Source organism: Mycobacterium sp. FW102-FHT13B02 (assembly GCF_058790275.1).
This window is the reverse complement of record NZ_JBYTCM010000021.1, coordinates 23,944-44,305: the sequence shown is the minus strand read 5'-3', so window position 1 is coordinate 44,305 and position 20,362 is coordinate 23,944. Positions and strand designations below refer to the sequence as shown.

Here is a 20,362-nt window from a genome sequence, read left to right as displayed (position 1 = left end):
TGCCGTTGAGCCTGTAGGTACGGCGCCCGCTACTCGCGCTTTTGCGCCCTCACTTCAGGGTCAACGGAACTCACCAGGTATCGACAAAGCCGCGGCGCGGGGGCAGCCCTGCGGGCTCGGCCGTCGCCAGCGTCGCGGCGATCAGGGACCGGGTTTCTGCGGGGTCGATGACGTCGTCGATCTCGAACATGGACGCCGCATTGAGCGCCGCGGCATTGGCTTGCGCGGCCGCCGTAGCGTCCCGCACCGCTTGCTCGCGGGCGTCGTCGTCGGCGATGGCTTCGAGTTCCTTGCGCAGCCCGAGTCGTACCGCGCCCTCGAGTCCCATAGGTCCGAGATGTGCCCCCGGCCACGCCACCGTCAGCAGCGGTTCATGCAGGCTGCCACCGCACATCGCCTGTGCGCCAAGGCCGTAACCGCGACGGAGGATCACCGCGATGAGCGGGACCCGCAATGCCGCACCGGCGACCAACAGCCGCGACCCGCGGCGCACCAGTGCTTCGGCCTCGGCTGCGGGGCCCACCATGAAGCCCGGGCAGTCGACCAGAGACACCACGGGAATCCCGAAAGCGTCGCAGAGTTGCAGGAACCGGGCCGCCTTGTCGGATGCCGCGGCAGTGATGGCGCCGGCCATGACCATGGTGTTGTTGGCCAGAATCCCGACCGGCCGGCCCTCGATGCGGGCCAGCGCGGTCACCAATTCGGGCGCGAACTTCTGCCGCAAAAAGGTGACGGAGCCTTCGTCGGCGAGCGTCTCGATGATCGGTGCGACGTGGTAGGCCCGCCGGGCGCGCTCGGGAACAATTGTGCGCAAGGCGTTTTGGTCTGGTGCGGTGCCGGGTGTGGTTGGTCCGTGGAAATAGCCGAGCAGTTGCCGGGCCACTGACACTGCCGCGGCCTCGTCCGCTACCACCACGTCGACCACGCCGTTGGGTGCCTGCACCGAGAGCGGGCCGACGGCATCGGGTGCAATGTCACCGAGGCCGCCGCCGGCGATCATCGCCGGACCACCCATGCCGATCGAGGTGTCCTCGGTCGCGACGATCAAATCCGAACAGCCCGCGATCACGGCATTGCCCGCGAAACAGCGGCCCTTGACCACCGCGATCCGCGGCACCACGCCGGACAAGCCGGCCCACAACGCGAAGGCGCGGACGTCCAGTGACGACACCGTGGGATGGTCGGTGTCGCCGGGGCGCCCACCGCCGCCCTCGGCGAAGAACACCGTCGGCAACTTCATCCGCTCGATCAGTTCGAACAGCCGATCCTTCTTGAGGTGCCCGAGCGCGCCCTGCGTGCCGGCGAGCACGGTGTAGTCGTAGGACAGCACCGCGCAGGGCCGGCCGTCGACGTGGGCGGTGCCGGCCACGAGGCCGTCGGCCGGGGTGCGGGCGATCAGGTCGTCGAGCTCCCGGCGCGCCCGCTGTGCGGCGATCGCGAAGCGCCCGTATTCGACGAAGCTGCCGGCATCGACCAGGTCCTGGATGTTCTCCCGAGCCGTCCGCCCGCCGGCGTCATGCCGCCGCTGTACGGCGTCCGGCCGGGCGGCGTCCTCGGTCAGCGCACGGCGGCGCAGGAGCTCGGTGTGGTCGTCGCGCAACGCTTCGTCGGGCATGAGGACAGCCTGCCAGGCGTCGCGGGTGGCGGTGCGGCATGATCGGTCCATGCAATCGACCGCAACCACCACCGTTGCCCGCCCGATCGACGTGGTCTGGGCGACCCTGATCGACCACGAAGGCATGGCGAACTGGGGCCCGGGCATCAGCGTGACCATCGACCAGCCCGGCACCCCGGCGCCGAATGGCCTGGGCGCCGTCCGGCGTATTTCGGCGCCCGGACCGGCTCCGGCGATCGTCGAAGAGGTCGTGACGTTCGACGCGCCCCATGTGTTCGGCTACAAGGCCCGTTCCGGCGTGCCGTTCCCGGGCTACTCGGGTGAGGTGCGCCTGACCGCCGAGGGCTCGGGCACCCGCATCGACTACACGCTGAACTCGACCGCGTCCTTCCCTCCGGTGAAGCTGGCGCTGACGGCCATCAACCAGGTCCTGCTGCGACTGTTCGCCAAGGCCGCGTCGAAGGCCTGAGTTACGAGGTAACCGGGAGCTGCTCGGCGATCGCGTCGAGCAGCGCCGGGTACCGGTTCGCCTCGGGATGACCGCCGGGCTTGCCGCTGCTGACCACCGCGGCGGCAAGGTTCCGGGCCGGGTCGGCCCATACTGCGATGTTGGTCAGCCCGGTGTGGCCGAAGGCCTCGGGAGCGCCCCGGCCGAACGGGCCGAATCGCTTGGAGCCCAACATGTATCCCGTGCCCCAGCGCATCGGCTGGAGCCCGACGGCGATGTCGGGGCGCAACCGTCGGCACGGGGCGGTCGCTGCGCGCAGAGTTTCCGCACGTAGCACCCGAACGCCGTCGAGTTCCCCGCCGCGACAGAGCATCTCGGCGAAGCGGGACAGTTCGACGGCGTTGGAGACCGTGCTCGACGACGGCACCACACTGGTCAGGAAGTCCGGCGTGTTGCTGAACGGGATGATCTGGTTCGGGGTTCCGCCGACAGCTTTCTTGAACGCCGCCGCCATCGGTGCGGGCAGCGGCTTGCCGGTGACGTGGCTCGGCGCGACCAGCGGAACGTCTTCCGGCGCAACGCCGTAATTGGTCCAGCGGAATCCCAGCGGGTGGAGGATCTCGGTGGCCAGGATGTCGCGGATGCTGCGACCCGTTGCGGCCGAGACGATTTCGCGGATCAGCGGTCCCCAGGTGAGGCCGTGGTACATGTGCATCAGGCCCGGCCGGTAGATCGGCCGCAGATTCCCGAGCATCTCGCGGGCGTATTCACTGTCGTTCATCCGCTTGAGGTCGGGCCGCGGCCCGGTGGCCAGCGGAACCCCGGCGCTGTGGGTGACGACGTGCCGCACGGTGGTGCGGTCCTTGCCGTGGCTGGTGTACGTCGGCAGGTAGTCGCAGACGCGGGCGTCCAGGTCGAGCTCGCCGCGCTCGACGAGCATGTGCACCACGGTCGTGCTGATCGCCTTCGCGGCTGAATACACGCAGAACGGGGTGTCGACGCCGACCGGGATCTTCTCGGCGTCAACCGGATCGTCGGGCCCGTTGCCCCAGCCATGACCGATGGCGCGGTTGAGCACCACCCGGCCGTTCTGCCGCAGACAGACCTGGATTGCCGGGTGCATGCCGGCGGCGTACCAGTGTCGCGCCGTCTGCCAAATCCGTTCCACCGCTTGCGGATCGACGTCGGTGTGGTCTTCTGTGCCGGTGGCCGTCACCGAGTCCAGGTCGGCGGGGAGCCGGATGCGGCCGGTCTGGGGTTCCGTCATGCGTCCTTCCGATGCAGCACAGCCGCGAGGTGGTGGCGCAACGGGACGCCCACGGCGGCCATCCGGACGTTGTAGCTCAACGTGTCTCCGTCGAGCCGGTACCAACGACGAAGGGCGTCAACCTCTTTCGCGGAGTCGGTGCGTCCGATGTCAGTGGTGGACAGGTCCAGCACGAACTCGCCGTCGGTGCTGAGGGTGCCCTGCAGGGTCTCGGTGATGCCGGTGGGATGCGCCAGCACCCACTCGATGCGACCGGGCGCGGGGGCCCGAAGGTAGCCGGTCTCGGCGTGCAGGGGACGGCCGTCCTCAGCGGCGCGGGTCTTCTGGCTGTAGGCCAGGAATGGCTTGCCGACGTGGCTGAACGTGACCTCTTCGAGGTAGTCGAACGAGGCGATGGTCGGGTACTCGCCGGAGCCGGTGCCGGCCCAGGTGCCCAGCAGCGGGGCCAGGACCGCGATGTCAGGGTGCAGATCAGGCATATCGGCTACTTCGTTCCGACGGTCAGCAGGTCGGACACGACGAGCGTCCACGCCGGCCGCTTCACCCGGTGCTGCTCAGACACGGTGAAGCCGGCGCCCTCGAACAGCTTTTTCATCTCTGCGGGCGACGGGTTGTGGGCGGGGTTCAGAATGTGTGACGACAACACGTGAAATGGCAGCACCTGCCGTGGGCTGATGGTGGTGACGGCCGCGATCCCGCCGGGCTTGAGCACGCGGTGGAACTCCCGCAGGGCCGCCGGTTGGTCGAACCAGTGGAACGCCGACGTCGTGACCACGGCGTCCAGCGCACCGTCGTTGAACGGCAGCTCCTCGGCGGGCGCGGTGACCCAGTTGACCTTTGAGGACCGGGCCTTGGCCTGGGCCAACATGCCCTCGGACATGTCCACGCCGGTGACCACGGCATGGAGCTCGCGTTCGATCCGGTCGGCGAAAATGCCGGTCCCGCAGCCAATATCGGCGACGGTCAGGGCGCCGTGCGCGCGGAGCTGCGCGAGCACCTCGTCCTGCGCGGGCTGGTAGACGATGCGCTGGAGTACCTGGGTGTCATAGGCGGGGGCGGCGAAGCCCCAGAATCGGGTGACGGTGTCGTTGAATCCCCGGCGTTGAACCATGAACGTAAGCCTAGGCGTCGCCGCAGCTCGGACGCGGATAGCTACGCTGCCGCCTTATGAGTTCCTGGATCGCCCAACTTCTGGACTTCGCGCGCGACGGTGACACCTTCATCGCACCGCAGCCGACGGAGGGGCCCGGACGGTCCTTGTTCGGTGGGCTGATCGCCGCGCAGGCGCTCGGTGCGGCCGGTCGTACCGTCGAGCCCGACAAGCTGCCGCAGTCGCTGCACCTCTACTTCGTCCGCGGTGGCCAATACGGGGTCGACGTGGAGTTTCACGTGGAACGGACCAGGGACGGCCGGTCCTTCGACACCCGTCGCGTCACCGCGCGGCAGCACGGCAAGACGATCCTGGAGATGATCGCGTCGTTCCATGTGGCCGAGCCCGGCGCCGACTGGCAGCGTCCCGAAGTGGTGGGTCTCGAGTTCGACGCCGCCGTGCCGAAGGCGCCGAACCTGGCTGCCGCCGACCATTTCGATATCCGGGTGCGGCCGGAAGACGCCGGCGCGTTCGCCGTGCCGCCGTTCTGGATTCGCACCAGAGACCAGATCGAGGACGATGCGCTGATCCGGGCCGCCGCGCTGACCTTCATGTCGGACTTCGGCCCGGTGCCCGTCGCGCGGCCCGACGGAACGGATCTGCACGACGGATTCGCGGCGAGCCTGGACCACGCGGTGTGGTTCCACCGGCCGTTCGTCCCGCACGACTGGCACCGCTACGAGGTCACCCGGCTGAACAACACCGACTCCCGAGGGCTGGTCACCGGAGCCCTGTACGACACTGGTGGGGTGCTGATCGCCAGCACCAGCCAGGAAGCCCTGTGGCGGCTGTAGCCCGGAAGATCACTCAATGACCGTCCCGACGCCGACCTGCTACCGGCATCCCAGCCGACCGACGTACGTGAGCTGCAGCCGGTGCGGCCGTCCCATCTGCCCGGACTGCATGACGTCGGCTGCGGTCGGCCAGCAGTGCCCGGAGTGCGTCAATGAGGGCAAGCAGTCGGTGCGGCAAGCCCGGACCCATTTCGGCGGCCGGATCTCCAAGGGCTCGCTCGTGACCTACGCGCTGATCGCGGTCAACGTGGTGATGTTCGTGCTTCAGCACACCTCGGTGCAGATGCAGCAGGATCTGGTGCTGTGGCCGCCCGGGGTTGCCGTCTACGGGCAGTACTACCGCTTGGTGACATCTGCCTTCCTGCACTACGGCCTGGCGCACATCCTCTTCAACATGTGGGCGCTGTGGGCGGTGGGTCCGCAGTTGGAGCAATGGCTGGGCCGGCTTCGCTTCGGGATCTTGTACGCGCTCAGTGGCCTCGGTGGGGCGGTCCTGGTGTACTTGCTGTCACCGCTGAATTCGGGTACCGCCGGTGCCTCGGGCGCGATCTTCGGCTTGTTCGGCGCGACGTTCGTCCTCTTCCGGCGGCTGCAGCTTCAGGTCCGCGGTATCGCGTTGCTCATCGTCATCAATCTGGTGATCACCTTCGTGGTGCCTGCTGTCAGCTCGCAGGCGATCAGTTGGCAGGGTCACGTCGGCGGGTTGGTCACCGGCACCTTGGTGGCAGCAGTTTTCGCCTATGTGCCTTCGCGGCAACGGCTCCTGGCGCTGATCTCGGTGACCACGGTGTTGCTCGTACTGTTCGTGGGCTTGGTGTTGCTGCGGACGCAGCAGCTACAGACGATGTACGGGATGATCCCGAGTTAGGGGCGCAGCGCCATCTCCCGGGCGTTCTTGATCGCGGTGGCGACCTGCCGCTGTTGCTGGACGGTCAGGCCGGTCACGCGCCGGGACCGGATCTTGCCGCGTTCGGAGATGAACTGCCGCAGTATGGCGGTGTCCTTGTAGTCGAGGCGCTCGATCCCGAGCTTGGTGAACATGTTCGTGGTGGGCCGTTTCGCTTCGAGCGGCCGCCGAACGGTCTTGCGCTGTGCCATCACCAGCTCGCTTTCCGGATGCCGGGCAGTTGTCCTTCGTGCGCCAGTTCCCGCACCCGGACGCGGGACAGCCCGAACTTGCGCAAGTGGCCCCGCGGACGGCCGTCGACCACGTCCCGGTTGCGCACCCGCACCGCGCTGGCATCACGCGGCTGACGGGCCAGTTCCCGCATGGCCGCGGCCTGTTCGTCGGCGGTACTCAACGGGGACTTGATGATTGCCTTGAGTTCGGTCCGGCGCTCGGCAAAGCGCGCGACGGTCAGCCGGCGCTGCTCGTTCTTGGCGATCTTCGATTTCTTGGCCATGGCGGCTCAGCGCTCCTCTCGGAAGTCGACGTGCTTGCGGATGATCGGGTCGTACTTGCGCAGCACCAGCCGATCGGGATCGTTGCGCCGGTTCTTGCGGGTGACGTAGGTGTAGCCGGTGCCCGCGGTGGACTTCAGCTTCACCACGGGGCGGATATCGGTGCGGGACATCTAGATTCGCACCCCGTCCCGACGCAGCCGGGCCACGACGGCTTCGATGCCGTCCCGGTCGATCACCTTGATGCCCTTGGCGCTGACCTGGAGCCGGATTTGCCGGCCCTCCGAGGGCAGGTAGTAGGTCTTGCTCTGGATGTTCGGGTTCCACCGACGCGAGGTGCGCCGGTTGGAGTGGGAAACCGTGTTGCCGAAGCCGGGTTTGCGCCCGGTCACCTGGCAGTGCGCTGACATGTCTTCCGCCCTATCGTTAATGAAAATCGTTTTCGACAAGTGCCGGTCGCCACTGTAGCGTGGCGGCGACAGAATTGAAAATGATTATCGATAAGGAGTGGCGATGCGGACGCCGGTGATCGTCGTGGCTGGTCAGGGACCGACCGGATACGTGACCGAGGAACTGTTGAAGGGACCGGGCACGGTGCTCGTGGAGCATCAGTTCGACGGTCACGTCGTGCGCCGTCGCACCGTCACCGCACCGCACGGCATCGTCAACGAGACCGAAACGGCGCTGGAACTGGCTCACGGCTGCGTGTCCTGCACCGTCCGGGGCGACCTGCTGATCTACCTGCGCCTGCTGCACCGGCGCGACGACGTCCACCGAATCGTGGTGCACCTGGAACCGTGGATGGAGCCCGAGCCGATCTGCTGGGCCATCAACCATGTACGCGTCCACGTCGGTCCCGGATACATCGACGGCCCGGCCGCCCGGGACGTGGCGATTGCCGGCGTGGTGACGTGCGTCGAAGCCGCCGACTGGCTCACCGACGCGCTGGGCGACGACGAACTGCCCGACGGCCGGACCGTCGCCCAGGTGGCGGTGGGGCAGGCTGAGTTCGCCGACGTCATCGTGGTGACCCACGCCGAACCCGTGCTACTGGCGGTCTGTCGCCGGCTGGCACCGCGAGCGCAGCTGGTCACCGAGCCCGACATGGTCGAGGACGCGTTGCGCACCTTGCGGCCCGATGCCCGGCTGGGCCGCGGCGACGAACCGCACGGACCGCTGCTCGCCGGGCAGCCCAGCCTCAATGCTGAAGGGCCCGTTCAGATTGTCGAGTTCAACGCGCGGCGGCCGTTTCACCCCGAACGTCTGCACGACGCCATCGATCATCTCCTGGACGGCGTGATCCGGACGCGTGGCCGGATGTGGCTGGCCAACAGGGCTGATCACGTCATGTGGCTGGAGTCGGCGGGCGGTGGCCTGCGGGTGAGCAACGCCGGCCGGTGGGTCGCCGCCATGACGGTCAGCGAAGCGGCCTACCTGGACCTCGAACGCCGGGCCCTGGCTGACCTGATGTGGGACAAGGACTTCGGCGACCGGCACACCGCGATGACGATGCTGGTGTGCGGTGCCCGCCCCGCTGACGTCACCGCTGCGCTGGGCGGCGCCTTGCTGACCGACGAGGAATTCGCCGCGCGCGGCGCCTGGTCCGGCTACCCGGACCCGTTCGGGGACTGGCACCAGGAGCCGTGCACCGCCGGCGACGTGACCGTCGTCAGTGACGGCACTGATCACGGCGCGGCGTGAGTTGTTCGGGACTCGATATCCAAACGCCTTGGTAACGAGGCGATCACACCGCGCGTTGGTCGGCCGAGCCGGCGCGCCCCGGCGTTAGTTTTCACTACGTGTTGGCGACTCTGGTTGGCAAGAATTTCGGCGCGAAACTGCGCCGGCTCGCGGTGGCGGCCGTCGCTGCCCTGGCGGTCCCGGCAATGGCGATGCCCGCGGCACTGCCGCAGGCGCACGCTGCCGCGAAAGCGGTTGAGGTGCTCAATATTCCGTCGCCGGCGATGGGACGTGACATCAAGGTCGAGTTCCAGGGCGGCGGACCGCACGCGGTGTACCTGCTCGACGGACTGCGCGCCCAGGACGACCAGAGCGGTTGGGACATCAACACCGCCGCGTTCGAGTGGTACTACCAGTCGGGCATCTCGATGGTGATGCCCGTCGGCGGTCAGTCCAGCTTCTATAGCGACTGGTACCAGCCGGCCACCAACAACAACGGCGTCATCACCTACAAGTGGGAGACGTTCCTGACCCAGGAGCTGCCGGCCTGGCTGGCCGCGAACCGGGGCGTGCAGCCGGCCGGCAACGCCGTAGTCGGTCTGTCGATGTCGGGTGGTTCCGCGCTGACGCTGGCCATCTGGCACCCGGCGCAGTTCATCTTCGCGGGCTCGCTGTCGGGCTTCCTCAACCCCTCGCAAGGCCTGTGGCCGACCCTGATCGGCTTCGCGATGAAGGACGCCGGCGGGTACAACCCGACCCAGATGTGGGGCATCGCCAGCGATCCGGCCTGGCGGCGCAATGACCCGACCGTCAACGTGCAGCAGCTGGTGGCCAACAACACCGCCATCTGGGTGTACTGCGGCAACGGCATGCCGTCCGACCTCGATACGCCGGGCGACATGGGCATTCTGTACAGCGCGCAGTTCCTGGAGAACCTCACGATCAGCTCCAACAGGGACTTCCAGAAGCTGTACCAGCAGGCCGGTGGCCGCAACGCGGTCTTCAACTTCCCGCAGGACGGCACCCACAGTTGGGGCTACTGGGGCCAGCAGCTGCAGGCCATGAAGCCGGACCTGCTGCGCGTGCTCGGTGTCGGCGCTCCGGTACCGCCGCCGGCCGCCCCGGCTCCGGCTCCGGCTCCCGCACCTGCGGTGGCTCCGGTCGCGGTGCCGGCACCGGCTCCTGTCGCTGCCGCGGTCCCGGTCGCGGTGCCTGCTGCGGTTCCGGCCGCCGTCCCGGCTCCTGTCGCACCTGCTCCGGCCACCACCGGTGGCCTGGTGCTCGCGCCGACGGGCTAAATCCGCAAGACTCGGGGGTCGGAAACGACACCTGAAAGGGCGGGCAGCCGTGCAGACCACGATCATCTACGGGCCGGGCGACATTCGACTCGAGGAGCGCCCCGATCCGCAGATTCAGTCACCGGGAGACGCAGTGGTCCGGGTGGTGCGGACCTGCGTGTGCGGTTCGGACCTGTGGCCGTACCGCGGCGTCGCGCCGACGACTGCACCGCACCCGATCGGGCATGAATTCATCGGGATCGTGGAAGCCGTTGGCGCCGAGGTGAAGAACGTGCGCGTCGGGGATTTCGTGATCTCGCCGTTCACCGACAGCGACGGCACGTGCGTGCACTGCCGCAACGGGATCACCACCTCGTGCGTGAATTTCGGGGTCTGGGGCGGGGCCACCCGATCCGGTGAACCGCTCGACGGGGCGCAGGGACAGTACGTCCGCGTGCCCTTCGCCGACGGCACCCTGTTCACGGTGCCGGAAGCGCCCGACGCCGCGCTGTACCCGCACCTGCTGACCCTCGCCGACGTCATGTCCACCGGGCATCATGCCGCACGGGCCGGGAACGTCCACCCCGGCGCCACGGTGGTGGTCGTCGGCGACGGCGCCGTCGGGCTGTGTGCGGTGCTGGCATCGAAACGCCTCGGTGCGGAACGGATCATCGCGATGTCTCGGCACGAAGACCGGCAGAATCTGGCCCGCGCCTTCGGGGCGACGGACATCGTTGCCGAACGTGGCGATGAGGGGATCGCGGCCATCGAGGAAATGTTGGGCGGGATCGGTGCGGACTCGGTGCTGGAGTGCGTCGGCACCAAGGATTCGATGCGCCAGGCGCTCGGCGCGGTCCGTCCCGGTGGCCATCTGGGGTTCGTCGGCGTGCCCGCCGGCGCACCCGAGTTGCCGATGCGCCAACTGTTCAACACGAACATCCACGTCGCGGGCGGCATGGCGACCGTCCGGCCCTACCTCGACGAGCTGCTGCCGGACGTGTTGTCCGGGGCCATCGAGCCCGGCCGGGTTTTCGACCTGGCCCTACCGCTCGCACAGGTCGCCGACGCGTACACCGCGATGGATCAGCGCACGGCCATCAAGGTGCTGCTCGAGCCCTGATTGCCGGCGCGTGGGCCACAGGCAGGTGGCCGGTGCCTCCAATGTCATTGCCAGACTTGGCTCGTAGCGTTTGCGTTGAAGGCGTCTCCGGGGCGATGGAGGGACGAGCGATGCGCATCAACATCAAAACAGCCGGGCTGGTGATCGGCGGTGCGGCAGTTGTCGCGGCGGCCGCGCTGGCCGTCGGTCATGACGGCGGTGTCTCCGACGGCGGTATCACCTTGGCCAAGAACGGGGTCGCGGTCAGTTCGCAGTTTCCGTTCACTTCTCCGCCGCCGGCGAATGTCCGCGCCGGCGGATATGACTCGGGCCTCACCACGACGACCAATCCGCCCTAGGCGGGCAGGACCAGGTGGTCCGCGCCCCCGACGTACACGGTGTCACGCAGGTCGCGACCCCTGGCGGCGGTGGTGATGGCGGTGGCGAATTCCTCGATGGTCGGCAGCGGTCCTTGGCTGCGGCGTGCGCCGACGGCCTCGGGATCTCGGCGTTCGTAAAGGCGGGCGATGATGGTGCCTTCGATCATGTCGCCCGACACGACGGTGAATCCGATTCGGCACCGGTCGAATTCGGGTCGTAGCGCACGTAGCGCGTTCTCGCCGGCCCTCTTGCTGGCGGCGATGGGTCCGTATCTGTCGGGCACCGGCAGGTGCGGGTAGCAGTGGGCCTCGTGGCTGGTGACGAAGACGATCTGAGCGCCGGCGGGCATCAGGGGGAGTGCCAAGTCGACCAGTCGCAGCTGGGCATCGCGGTTCAGCCGCATCGCGTAGTCGGGTGCGGCGCCGAACTCCAGACCACCGGACGCATTGAGCACCAAGATGTCCAGGCGCCCGAAGCGGCTGTCGATCCGGTCGATCATTTCTTTGGTCGCGGCGGCGTCGGACACGTCGGCGCCGATGGCGGACGCCTGTCCGCCGGCTGCGCGGATGCCATCCACGATGGTGCTGGCACGCTTGGCCTTCTCTCGGTAGTTCACCAGGACGTGGGTGCCGGGTCCGGCCAGCTGCCCGGCCACGGCGGCTCCGATGCCGCGGGACGCGCCGGTGACGAGAGCGATCCTTGGGTGCATGAGACCGACCGTACCTCAAAAATAAGAAAGATAAGAGAAATTTAAGGTAACGGTAAGTGTGTCGGTCAGCCCGTCTCGAGGCGGGAGGGGCGGTCGCGATGGGCGGCCGCGCGCTCGCGAGTGGGACAGATAGTCCCGCTCGACTACCCTTTGGGCGTGATGTTTCCGGTGAGATCTGTGGCGCGATACGCGGCCACGCTGATCGGACGTCTCCGTTGATTCAACACGGACTCGTGGTGCTGTTCGCCCTGTGCGCGGCCGTGTGCGCTGCCGTTGGCATCGTGGTCCGGCAGCGCGCGACCATCGATGTGCCGCCTGAACACGGCGTCAGCGTCGTCATGCTGTCGACGCTGCTGAGCCGCCGCCTGTGGTGGGCCGGCACCGGCGCGGCAGTCGCCGGCTACGTCTTCCAGGCGCTGGCGTTGGCGCACGGGTCTCTGCTGTTGGTGCAGCCTCTGCTGGTCTCGGCACTGCTGTTCGCGCTGCCGCTCAGTGCCCATCAGGCGCACCGCCGGGTGACCCGCGGTGAGTGGCTGTGGGCCGGACTGCTGACCGTTGGGCTGGCGGGATTCGTCGTGCTGGCCCGGCCCGAACGCGATGAACACCTGGCCTCGCCAGGGGTGATCGTGCTGGTGGCCGCGGTGTGCGCCGCGCTCATCGTCGGGTGCGTGGTGCTGGCGCTGCGATGCAGCGGCTGGGCGCGCGCTGTCCTGTTGGCTGTCGGTGTCGGCGTGCTGTTCGGCGTCGTCGCCGTGGTCACCAAGATCTTCATGGCGATCCTCCAGCACCGGGGCTGGCTGGGCCTGCTCACGACGCCGGCGCCGTACCTGCTCATCATCTTGGGCGCGGTGGCGACCGTGCTGCAGCAGTCCGCATTCCACGCCGGTGCGCTGCAGACGTCGGTTCCGACCATGCTCGTGCTGGAGCCGGTGGTGGCCGTCGTACTCGGTGCACTGGTGCTCGGAGAGGGCTTCGACACGACCGGAGTCGAAGCCGTGGCGCTGGTCGCCTCCATCGGTGCCATGGCGGCGGCGACCATCGCCCTGGGCCGGGACGAAGGCGCGTACGAAACGCAGGCGGGCACGAAGGTGGTTCCGCCGATCACTCCGCAACCGGTGCAGCCCACCTCGGAGCGCTGAGCCGAGCAGTGCGGTTCGTCACAGACCCGGCTAGGCATATCTTTAGTTTTGCTAACGTTGTATTTGGCGACGCTGGTCGAACTGATAGTGATGAGGTACTTATGGCGAACGAACAGACCGCACTTCCTGACGAGCTGACGCAGCGCGTCGCCGACCTCTGCGCCACCGACCCTCAACTTGCCGCCGCGCTGCCCCTCCCCGGGGTCGCCGCCGCCCTCGGAGAGCCCGGCATCCGGCTGCCCGAGATGATCCGCGCCGTCATGGCGGCCTACGCCGACCGGCCCGCGCTCGGACAGCGCGCCGTCGAATACGTGACCGACGACGCCGGCCGCACCGTCTCCCGCCTCCTGCCGCGCTACGACACCGTCAGCTTCGGCGAGGCCTGGCGCCAGATCCAGGCCGTGGACAACGCGCTGCTCACCGGCACAGACGACAACGTCCCCGGCGGCGGTCAGCCAATCGTCGCCGCTGGCGACAGGGTCGCCATGCTCGGCTTCACGAGTGCCGAATACACGATCATCGATACGGCCCTGGCCCGCGCCGGCGTCGTCGCCGTTCCGCTGCAGACCAGTGCGCCCGCCGATCAGCTGCGCCCGATCCTCGATGAGACCGAGCCGCGGGCGCTGTTCGCCGACGTGAAGTTCCTGGACGACGCCGTGGAATTGGTATCCGGCGCGAGCGCCGCGCTGACCCGGGTGGTCGTGTTCGACCACCACGCCCAGGTCGACGATGAGCGCGAGGCCGTCGAGCGGGCCGCGACCCGGTTGGCCGAGCGCGGCGTGGTGGTCGAGACTTTCGCCGAGATGGTGGCACGCGGGACCGCGCTTCCGGCCGTCGAGCCCGCCTGGTCCGCCGACCCAGACCCACTGCTGGTGCTGATCTACACCTCTGGCAGCACCGGCACCCCCAAGGGCGCCATGTATCCCGAGCGGCTCGTCACCAACGCCTGGCGGACCGGCTTGGTGAGCCAGCAGCCCACGTTGCCCTCGATCGTCCTGAGCTTCCTGCCGATGAGCCACATGATGGGTCGCGGCACCGTCTACCGCACCTTGGCCAACGGCGGCACCGTGTACTTCGCTGCGAAGAGTGACCTGTCGACCCTGCTGGAGGACATCGCGCTGGTCCGGCCGACGCAGATGACCTTCGTGCCCCGGGTCTGGGAGATGATCCACCAAGAAGTGCAGAGCGAGGTCGACCGCCGGGCGCTCGACGGCGTCTCCGAGCAGCAGGTGCTGGACGAACGGAGCGTCAGCCTGATCGGTGGGCGACAGCTCGTTGCCATGACGGGGTCGGCACCGATCTCGCCCGAGCTGAAGGCCTGGGTGCAGAAGTTCCTCGGGCTGGAGCTGATGGAGGCCTACGGCTCGACCGAGGCCGGCGGCGTCATGGTCAGCGGCCACCTGAGCCGGCCGCCGGTCCTCGACTACAAGCTGGTCGATGTGCCAGAGCTCGGCTACCTCTCGACCGACCGCCCGTATCCGCGTGGCGAATTGCTCTTGAAGTCAACCGATTTGATCCCGGGCTACTACAAGCGGCCCGACGTGACCGCCGACGTGTTCGACGTGGACGGCTTCTACCGCACCGGCGACATCGTCGCCGAACTCGGCCCCGACCACCTGCAATATCTGGATCGCCGCAACAACGTGCTGAAGCTGGCGCAGGGCGAGTTCGTGACGGTGTCCAAGCTGGAAGCCGCTTTCGGCACCAACCCGCTGATTCGCCAGATCTACGTGTACGGCAACAGTTCTCGCTCCTACCTGCTGGCGGTGATCGTGCCGTCGGCTGAGGCCCTGGCCGGGGTTTCCGGCCCGGAAGCCTTGCGTCCCGAGCTGGCCGACGCGCTGCAGGCAGTGGCCCGCGAGTCTGGACTGCAGTCGTACGAGATTCCCCGCGACTTCATCATCGAGACCGAGCCGTTCTCGCTCGAGAACGGGCTGCTGACGGGTGTGCGCAAGCTGGCCTGGCCGAAGCTGAAGGCCCGGTACGGCGCCGAACTGGAGCAGCTGTACGCCGAACTGGCTGAAGGGCAGGCGGCTGAGTTGCGGGCGTTGCGGTCCCTGCGCACGTCCGACGCGCCGGTGCTCGAGACCGTGCTGCGTGCTGTCGGAGCGACCCTGGGCGCGGCCGGCTCGGACCTGACGGGCGATGCCCACTTCACCGACCTGGGTGGAGATTCGTTGTCGGCGTTGACCTTCGGCAACCTGCTGGAGGAGATTTTCGAGGTCGAGGTGCCGGTCGGCGTGATCGTCAGCCCGGCCACCGACCTGGCGGGCGTGGCGGCCTACATCGAAGGGGAGCGCGCGCCCGGTAGCAAGCGGCCGACGTTCTCCACGGTGCACGGCAAGAACGCCACCGAGGCGCGCGCCGCGGACCTGACACTGGACAAGTTCATCGACGCCGCGACGCTGGCCGCCGCGCCGTCGCTGCCCGGCCCAGCGTCCGAGGTTCGGACTGTATTGCTCACGGGCGCAACCGGATTCCTGGGCCGCTATCTGGCGCTGGAGTGGCTCGAGCGCATGGACCTGGTCGACGGCAAGGTCATCTGCCTGGTCCGTGGCAAGTCCGACGCCGACGCCCACGCCCGGTTGGACGCAACGTTCGACAGTGGCGACCCGAAGCTGCTGGCCCACTATCGGTCGCTGTCCGACCACCTCGAGGTCATCGCCGGCGACAAGGGTGAAGCCAACCTTGGCCTGCCGCACGAGGTTTGGCAACGACTGGCCGACACCGTCGATGTCATCGTCGACCCGGCCGCGCTGGTGAACCACGTGCTGCCGTACAGCGAACTGTTCGGCCCGAACGCCCTGGGCACCGCCGAGCTGATCCGCATCGCCCTGACCACCCGGATCAAGCCGTTCGCCTACGTCTCGACCATCGCGGTCGGCGGCGGCGTCGCGCCCGGCGAGTTCCTCGAAGCCGCAGATGTGCGCGTGATGAGCGCCGTGCGGTCGGTGGATGACAGTTACGCGAACGGCTACGGCAATAGCAAGTGGGCCGGCGAGGTCCTGTTGCGTGAGGCCAATGACCTTTGCGGCCTGCCGGTTTCGGTGTTCCGCTGCGACATGATCCTGGCCGGCACCACGTATGCGGGCCAGCTGAACCTGCCCGACATGTTCACCCGCATGATGTTCTCGCTGGTGGCCACCGGCATCGCGCCGAAGTCGTTCTACGAGCTGGACGCCTCCGGTCAGCGCCAGCGTGCCCACTACGACGGGCTACCGGTCGAGTTCGTCTCCGAGTCCATCTCGACGCTGGCGGTGCAGGTCGCGGCCGGCGAGTCCGACTCGACGTTCGAGACGTACCACGTGATGAACCCGTACGACGACGGTATCGGCATGGACGAGTTCGTCGACTGGCTCATCGAAGCCGGCTATTCCATTGCCCGCGTTGATGATTACGCCGACTGGCTGGACCGGTTCGAGACGGGTCTGCGCGGCCTGCCGGACCGGCAGCGCCAGGCGTCACTGCTGCCGCTGCTGCACAACTACCAGCAGCCCAGCTACCCGGTGCGGGGGTCCATTGCCCCGGTCGAGCGGTTCCGGGCTGCGGTGCAGAACGCGAAAATCGGTGCGGACAAGGACATTCCGCACATCGGTGCCCCGGTGATCGTCAAGTACATCACCGACCTGGAGTTGCTGGGTCTGCTCTGACTTGGTGATTTGTGCACGATTTGGTGCGGTCACCGCACCAAATCGTGCACAAATCACAGGGAACTGGCAGGAAGTCGCCGGAACAACGGTGGCCGCGCCAGCGTCATTCAATTAGTGGGCATGCAACGGGGCGTACCCATTCGAGATTTCGATTTTTTCGTGAGGTTTCTTCATGTCGATTGACCATGCCGACAGTGCCTCTGACGGGCTCGCCCGCCGGATCGCCGAACTATCCGCCAATGATCCGCAGTTCGCCGCGGCCGTCCCGATCGAGTCGGTGGCTCGGTCGGTCGAAAAGCCCGGTATGCGACTTCCCGAGATCGTCAAGACCGTTCTGGAGGGTTACGCCGACCGGACCGCGCTGGGGCAGCGTGCGGTCGAGTTCGTCACCGAGAACGGCCGCACCGTCAGCCGGCTGCTGCCGAAGTACGACACCATCACCTACGGCGAACTGTGGGAACGCGTCCGCGCCGTCGCCGCCGCGCTGCACGCAGACGGCGTGAAGACCGGCGACCGCGTCGCGATCCTCGGCTTCACCAGCATCGACTACACCGTCATCGACACCGCCCTCGGACAGATCGGCGCCGTGTCGGTTCCGCTGCAGACCAGCTCGGCGGCGTCGTCGCTGCTGCCGATCGTCGCCGAGACCGAACCGGTACTGATCGCCGTGAGCGCGGGCTATGTCGCCGACGCCGTCGAACTCGCCGTCGGTGGCCCGGCCCCGGCCCGGTTCGTGGTGTTCGACCACCACGCCGAGGTCGACGACGAGCGCGAGGCCATCCAACGGGCCCAGGCGGCATTCTCCGCGGCCGGCTTGAACGTCACGGTCGAGACGTTCGGCGACGTGCTCGCCCGCGGCCGTGAGCTGCCCTCGGTGCCCGTGCCGGTTTCCGACGAGGCCGACCCGCTGGCCCTGCTGATCTACACCTCCGGCTCGACCGGCGCGCCCAAGGGCGCGATGTACCCGGAGAGCAACATGACGAGCTTCTGGCGGCGCGCCAGCTCGGCATGGTTCGGACCGAGCGAGGCCTCGATCAACCTGGCCTTCATGCCGATGAGCCACGTCATGGGCCGCGGCATCCTGTACTCCACCCTGGCCAACGGCGGCATCGTCTACTTCGCCGCCAAGAGTGACCTGTCCACTCTGCTCGAGGATTTCGCACTGGCGCGCCCCACCGAACTGAACCTGGTGCCCCGCGTCTGGGAGATGCTGTACCTGGAGTTCCAGAGCCGCGTCGACAAGCTGGTTCCGGCCGGCGCCGGCGAGGCCGAGCGCGACGACGTCGAGCAGCAGGTGATGGCCGACATGCGGCAGAACCTGATCGGTGGCCGCTACATCAAGGCGATGACCGGATCGGCGCCCATCACCGATGAACTAAAGGCGTGGGTCGAGAAGTTCCTCGGCATCCACTTGTTGGAGGGCTACGGCTCCACCGAGGCCGGCATGGTCTTCTTCGACGGTGTCATCCAGCGTCCGCCGACGCTCGACTACAAGCTGGTCGACGTGCCCGACCTGGGCTACTTCCTGACCGACCAGCCGTACCCGCGCGGTGAACTGCTGGTGAAGACCGAGTACCTGTTCCCGGGCTATTACAAGCGGCCCGAGGTCACCGCGAGCGTCTTCGACGAGGACGGTTTCTACCGCACCGGCGACGTGGTCGCCGAGATCGGTCCGGACCAGATCCAGTACGTCGACCGCCGCAACAACGTGCTGAAGCTGGCGCAGGGTGAGTTCGTCACCCTGGCCAAGCTGGAGGCGGCATTCAGCAACAACAGCCCGCTGGTGCGGCAAATCTACGTCTACGGCAACAGCGCCCAGCCGTACCTGCTGGCGGTGGTGGTCCCGACCGAAGACGCCTTGGCTCGTTGGGATTCCGCGGAATTGAAGCAGCAGATCAGCGATTCACTGCAGGACGTGGCGAAGGCGTCTGAGCTGCAGTCCTACGAGATTCCCCGCGACTTCATCATCGAGACCGAACCGTTCTCGCTGGAGAACGGACTGTTGACGGGTATCCGCAAGCTGGCGTGGCCCAAGCTGAAGGCCCATTACGGTCCGGCCCTGGAAGACCTGTACGCCAGCCTGGCCGCGGGCCAGGCCGACGAGCTGCGCGCGCTGCGCCAGAACGGCGCCGACGGCCCGGCCCTGCCGACCGTCATTCGTGCGGCCGGCGCCCTGCTCGGTGCGTCCGGCGAGGTCTCGGCCGATGCGCACTTCACCGACCTCGGTGGAGACTCGTTGTCCGCGTTGACCTTCGGCAACCTGCTGGAGGAGATCTTCGGCGTCGAGGTGCAGGTCGGCATCATCGTCAGCCCGGCCAACGACCTGGCGGCCCTGGCGGCGTACATCGAGAACGAGCGCAGCGGTGGGGCCAAGCGGCCGAGCTTCACCTCGGTGCACGGCAAGAACGCCGTCGAGGTGCGCGCCGCGGACCTGACACTGGACAAGTTCATCGACGCCGCGACGTTGGCCGCCGCGCCGTCGCTGCCGGGTCCGGCGTCCGAGGTCCGGACTGTATTGCTCACGGGCGCAACCGGATTCCTGGGCCGCTATCTAGCGCTGGAGTGGCTCGAGCGCATGGACCTGGTCGACGGCAAGGTGATCGCCCTGGTGCGCGCCAAGTCCGACGACGAGGCCCGGGCGCGTTTGGATGCGACCTTCGATTCCGGTGATCCGAAGCTGCTGGCGCACTACCAGGCGCTCGCCGCCGACCACCTCGAGGTCATCGCCGGCGACAAGGGCGATGAGAATCTCGGTCTGCCGCAGGCGGTTTGGCAGTGGTTGGCGGACGAGGTCGACGTGATCGTGGACCCGGCCGCGCTGGTGAACCACGTGCTGCCGTACAGCGAACTGTTCGGTCCCAATGCGCTGGGCACTGCCGAGCTGATCCGCATCGCCTTGACCACCCGGCAGAAGTCGTACATCTACGTCTCCACTATTGGTGTCGGTGATCAGCTGAAGCCGGGCACATTCACCGAAGAAGCGGACGTCCGGGTGATGAGCCCGGTGCGCGCGGTGCACGACGGCTACGCGAACGGTTACGGCAACAGCAAGTGGGCCGGCGAGGTGCTGTTGCGTGAGGCCAATGATCTTTGCGGCCTGCCGGTTTCGGTGTTCCGCTGCGACATGATCCTGGCCGATACGTCGTACGCGGGGCAGCTGAACGTGCCCGACATGTTCACCCGCATGATGTTCTCGCTGGTGGCCACCGGTATTGCCCCGAAGTCCTTCTACGAGCTGGACGCCGAGGGCAAGCGGCAGGCCGCGCACTACGACGGGCTGCCCGTCGAGTTCATCGCCGAGGCCGTCGACACCCTGGGCATACGGCCCGCCGGTGAGTTCGTCACCTACCACGTGATGAACCCGCACTCCGACGGCCTGGGCATGGACGAGTTCGTCGACTGGCTCATCGAAGCCGGCTATTCCATTGCCCGCGTTGATGATTACGCGGAATGGCTGGCCCGCTTCGAGACCACGCTGCGCGGCTTGCCGGACCGGCAGCGTCAGGCGTCACTGCTGCCGCTGCTGCACAACTACCAGAAGCCGGAGCACCCGCACAACGGGTCCATCGCCCCGGTCGTGGTGTTCCGCGAGGCGGTGCAGGAGGCAAAGCTGGGCCCGGACAAGGACATTCCGCATGTGACTGCGCCGGTGATCGTCAAGTACATCACCGATCTGCAGCTGCTCGGCCTGCTCTGACCCGGGATTTGTGCACGGTTTTCCGCGGCTGCCGCGGAAAACCGTGCACAAATCG

At 67.7% G+C, this 20,362-nt stretch carries 19 protein-coding genes; 10 read left to right on the top strand and 9 right to left on the bottom strand.

What is annotated here, in order from left to right; all coding sequences use genetic code 11:
* Positions 1-70 precede the first annotated feature (70 nt).
* Positions 71-1,615, bottom strand: a complete 1,545-nt coding sequence (locus AC3WTE_RS26275; protein ID WP_492442396.1) for an acyl-CoA carboxylase subunit beta — start codon at positions 1,613-1,615, stop codon at positions 71-73.
* A gap of 49 nt (positions 1,616-1,664) precedes the next feature.
* On the opposite strand from AC3WTE_RS26275, the gene AC3WTE_RS26270 reads away from it, so the two are divergent.
* Positions 1,665-2,084, top strand: coding sequence for an SRPBCC family protein (locus AC3WTE_RS26270; protein ID WP_459367554.1), 420 nt, complete (start codon positions 1,665-1,667; stop codon positions 2,082-2,084).
* 1 nt (position 2,085) lies between these two features.
* On the opposite strand, the gene lipE is transcribed toward AC3WTE_RS26270, so the two are convergent.
* Genes lipE through AC3WTE_RS26255 form a run of 3 tightly spaced genes read right to left on the bottom strand, consistent with a single transcriptional unit; the run spans position 2,086 to position 4,441 of the window.
* Positions 2,086-3,330 (bottom strand): lipase LipE, encoded by a 1,245-nt coding sequence (lipE, locus tag AC3WTE_RS26265; protein ID WP_492442275.1) that lies wholly within the window; start codon positions 3,328-3,330, stop codon positions 2,086-2,088.
* A complete protein-coding gene (locus tag AC3WTE_RS26260; protein ID WP_492442273.1) occupies positions 3,327-3,809 on the bottom strand; it encodes a peroxynitrite isomerase in 483 nt (160 codons plus the stop codon). The genes lipE and AC3WTE_RS26260 overlap by 4 nt, the downstream gene beginning before the upstream one ends.
* A gap of 5 nt (positions 3,810-3,814) precedes the next feature.
* A complete protein-coding gene (locus AC3WTE_RS26255) occupies positions 3,815-4,441 on the bottom strand; it encodes a class I SAM-dependent methyltransferase (protein WP_492442271.1) in 627 nt (208 codons plus the stop codon).
* 56 nt (positions 4,442-4,497) lie between these two features.
* Between AC3WTE_RS26255 and AC3WTE_RS26250 the strand changes: the two genes are divergently transcribed.
* Together AC3WTE_RS26250 and AC3WTE_RS26245 are read left to right on the top strand one after the other, a co-directional pair.
* Complete coding sequence (locus tag AC3WTE_RS26250; RefSeq protein WP_492442269.1) at positions 4,498-5,274, top strand: acyl-CoA thioesterase; 777 nt, start codon at positions 4,498-4,500, stop codon at positions 5,272-5,274.
* Positions 5,275-5,290: 16 nt separating this feature from the next.
* Positions 5,291-6,142, top strand: a complete 852-nt coding sequence (locus tag AC3WTE_RS26245; RefSeq protein WP_492442267.1) for a rhomboid family intramembrane serine protease — start codon at positions 5,291-5,293, stop codon at positions 6,140-6,142.
* Here AC3WTE_RS26245 and rpsR read toward each other — a convergent pair.
* Genes rpsR through rpmB form a run of 4 tightly spaced genes read right to left on the bottom strand, consistent with a single transcriptional unit; the run spans position 6,139 to position 7,085 of the window.
* Positions 6,139-6,372 (bottom strand): 30S ribosomal protein S18, encoded by a 234-nt coding sequence (gene rpsR, locus AC3WTE_RS26240; RefSeq protein WP_492442265.1) that lies wholly within the window; start codon positions 6,370-6,372, stop codon positions 6,139-6,141. The genes AC3WTE_RS26245 and rpsR overlap by 4 nt on opposite strands.
* The gene (gene rpsN, locus AC3WTE_RS26235; protein WP_492442263.1) at positions 6,372-6,677 is read right to left on the bottom strand and encodes a 30S ribosomal protein S14; all 306 of its coding nucleotides are present in this window, start codon (positions 6,675-6,677) and stop codon (positions 6,372-6,374) included. Before rpsN ends, rpsR begins: the two co-directional genes overlap by 1 nt.
* A gap of 6 nt (positions 6,678-6,683) precedes the next feature.
* Positions 6,684-6,848 (bottom strand): 50S ribosomal protein L33, encoded by a 165-nt coding sequence (rpmG, locus tag AC3WTE_RS26230; RefSeq protein WP_043402332.1) that lies wholly within the window; start codon positions 6,846-6,848, stop codon positions 6,684-6,686.
* Positions 6,849-7,085 carry a 50S ribosomal protein L28 gene (rpmB, locus tag AC3WTE_RS26225; RefSeq protein ID WP_492442261.1) on the bottom strand — a complete coding sequence of 79 codons (237 nt, stop codon included), beginning with the start codon at positions 7,083-7,085 and terminating at the stop codon, positions 6,849-6,851.
* 103 nt (positions 7,086-7,188) lie between these two features.
* Between rpmB and mrf the strand changes: the two genes are divergently transcribed.
* From mrf to AC3WTE_RS26205, 4 genes are all read left to right on the top strand, one after another.
* Positions 7,189-8,376, top strand: coding sequence for a ribosome hibernation factor-recruiting GTPase MRF (mrf, locus tag AC3WTE_RS26220; protein ID WP_492442259.1), 1,188 nt, complete (start codon positions 7,189-7,191; stop codon positions 8,374-8,376).
* A 185-nt stretch (positions 8,377-8,561) separates the two neighbouring features.
* Positions 8,562-9,653: an esterase family protein gene (locus AC3WTE_RS26215; protein ID WP_492442394.1), complete on the top strand. Its 1,092-nt coding sequence runs from the start codon at positions 8,562-8,564 to the stop codon at positions 9,651-9,653.
* Between the two features lie 49 nt (positions 9,654-9,702).
* On the top strand, positions 9,703-10,752 hold the full coding sequence (locus AC3WTE_RS26210) for a zinc-dependent alcohol dehydrogenase family protein (protein ID WP_459367544.1): 1,050 nt from the start codon (positions 9,703-9,705) through the stop codon (positions 10,750-10,752).
* Between the two features lie 110 nt (positions 10,753-10,862).
* Positions 10,863-11,090 (top strand): hypothetical protein, encoded by a 228-nt coding sequence (locus tag AC3WTE_RS26205; RefSeq protein WP_492442257.1) that lies wholly within the window; start codon positions 10,863-10,865, stop codon positions 11,088-11,090.
* On the opposite strand, the gene AC3WTE_RS26200 is transcribed toward AC3WTE_RS26205, so the two are convergent.
* A complete protein-coding gene (locus tag AC3WTE_RS26200) occupies positions 11,087-11,821 on the bottom strand; it encodes an SDR family oxidoreductase (RefSeq protein ID WP_492442255.1) in 735 nt (244 codons plus the stop codon). The two genes, AC3WTE_RS26205 and AC3WTE_RS26200, sit on opposite strands and share 4 nt — an antisense overlap.
* 215 nt (positions 11,822-12,036) lie before the next feature.
* On the opposite strand from AC3WTE_RS26200, the gene AC3WTE_RS26195 reads away from it, so the two are divergent.
* From AC3WTE_RS26195 to car (AC3WTE_RS26185), 3 genes are all read left to right on the top strand, one after another.
* The gene (locus AC3WTE_RS26195) at positions 12,037-12,960 is read left to right on the top strand and encodes a DMT family transporter (RefSeq protein WP_492442253.1); all 924 of its coding nucleotides are present in this window, start codon (positions 12,037-12,039) and stop codon (positions 12,958-12,960) included.
* Positions 12,961-13,061: 101 nt separating this feature from the next.
* On the top strand, positions 13,062-16,610 hold the full coding sequence (car, locus tag AC3WTE_RS26190; RefSeq protein WP_492442251.1) for a carboxylic acid reductase: 3,549 nt from the start codon (positions 13,062-13,064) through the stop codon (positions 16,608-16,610).
* 172 nt (positions 16,611-16,782) lie between these two features.
* Entirely contained in the window at positions 16,783-20,307 is a 3,525-nt protein-coding gene (gene car, locus AC3WTE_RS26185; RefSeq protein WP_492442249.1) for a carboxylic acid reductase, read from the top strand.
* Positions 20,308-20,362 lie beyond the last annotated feature (55 nt).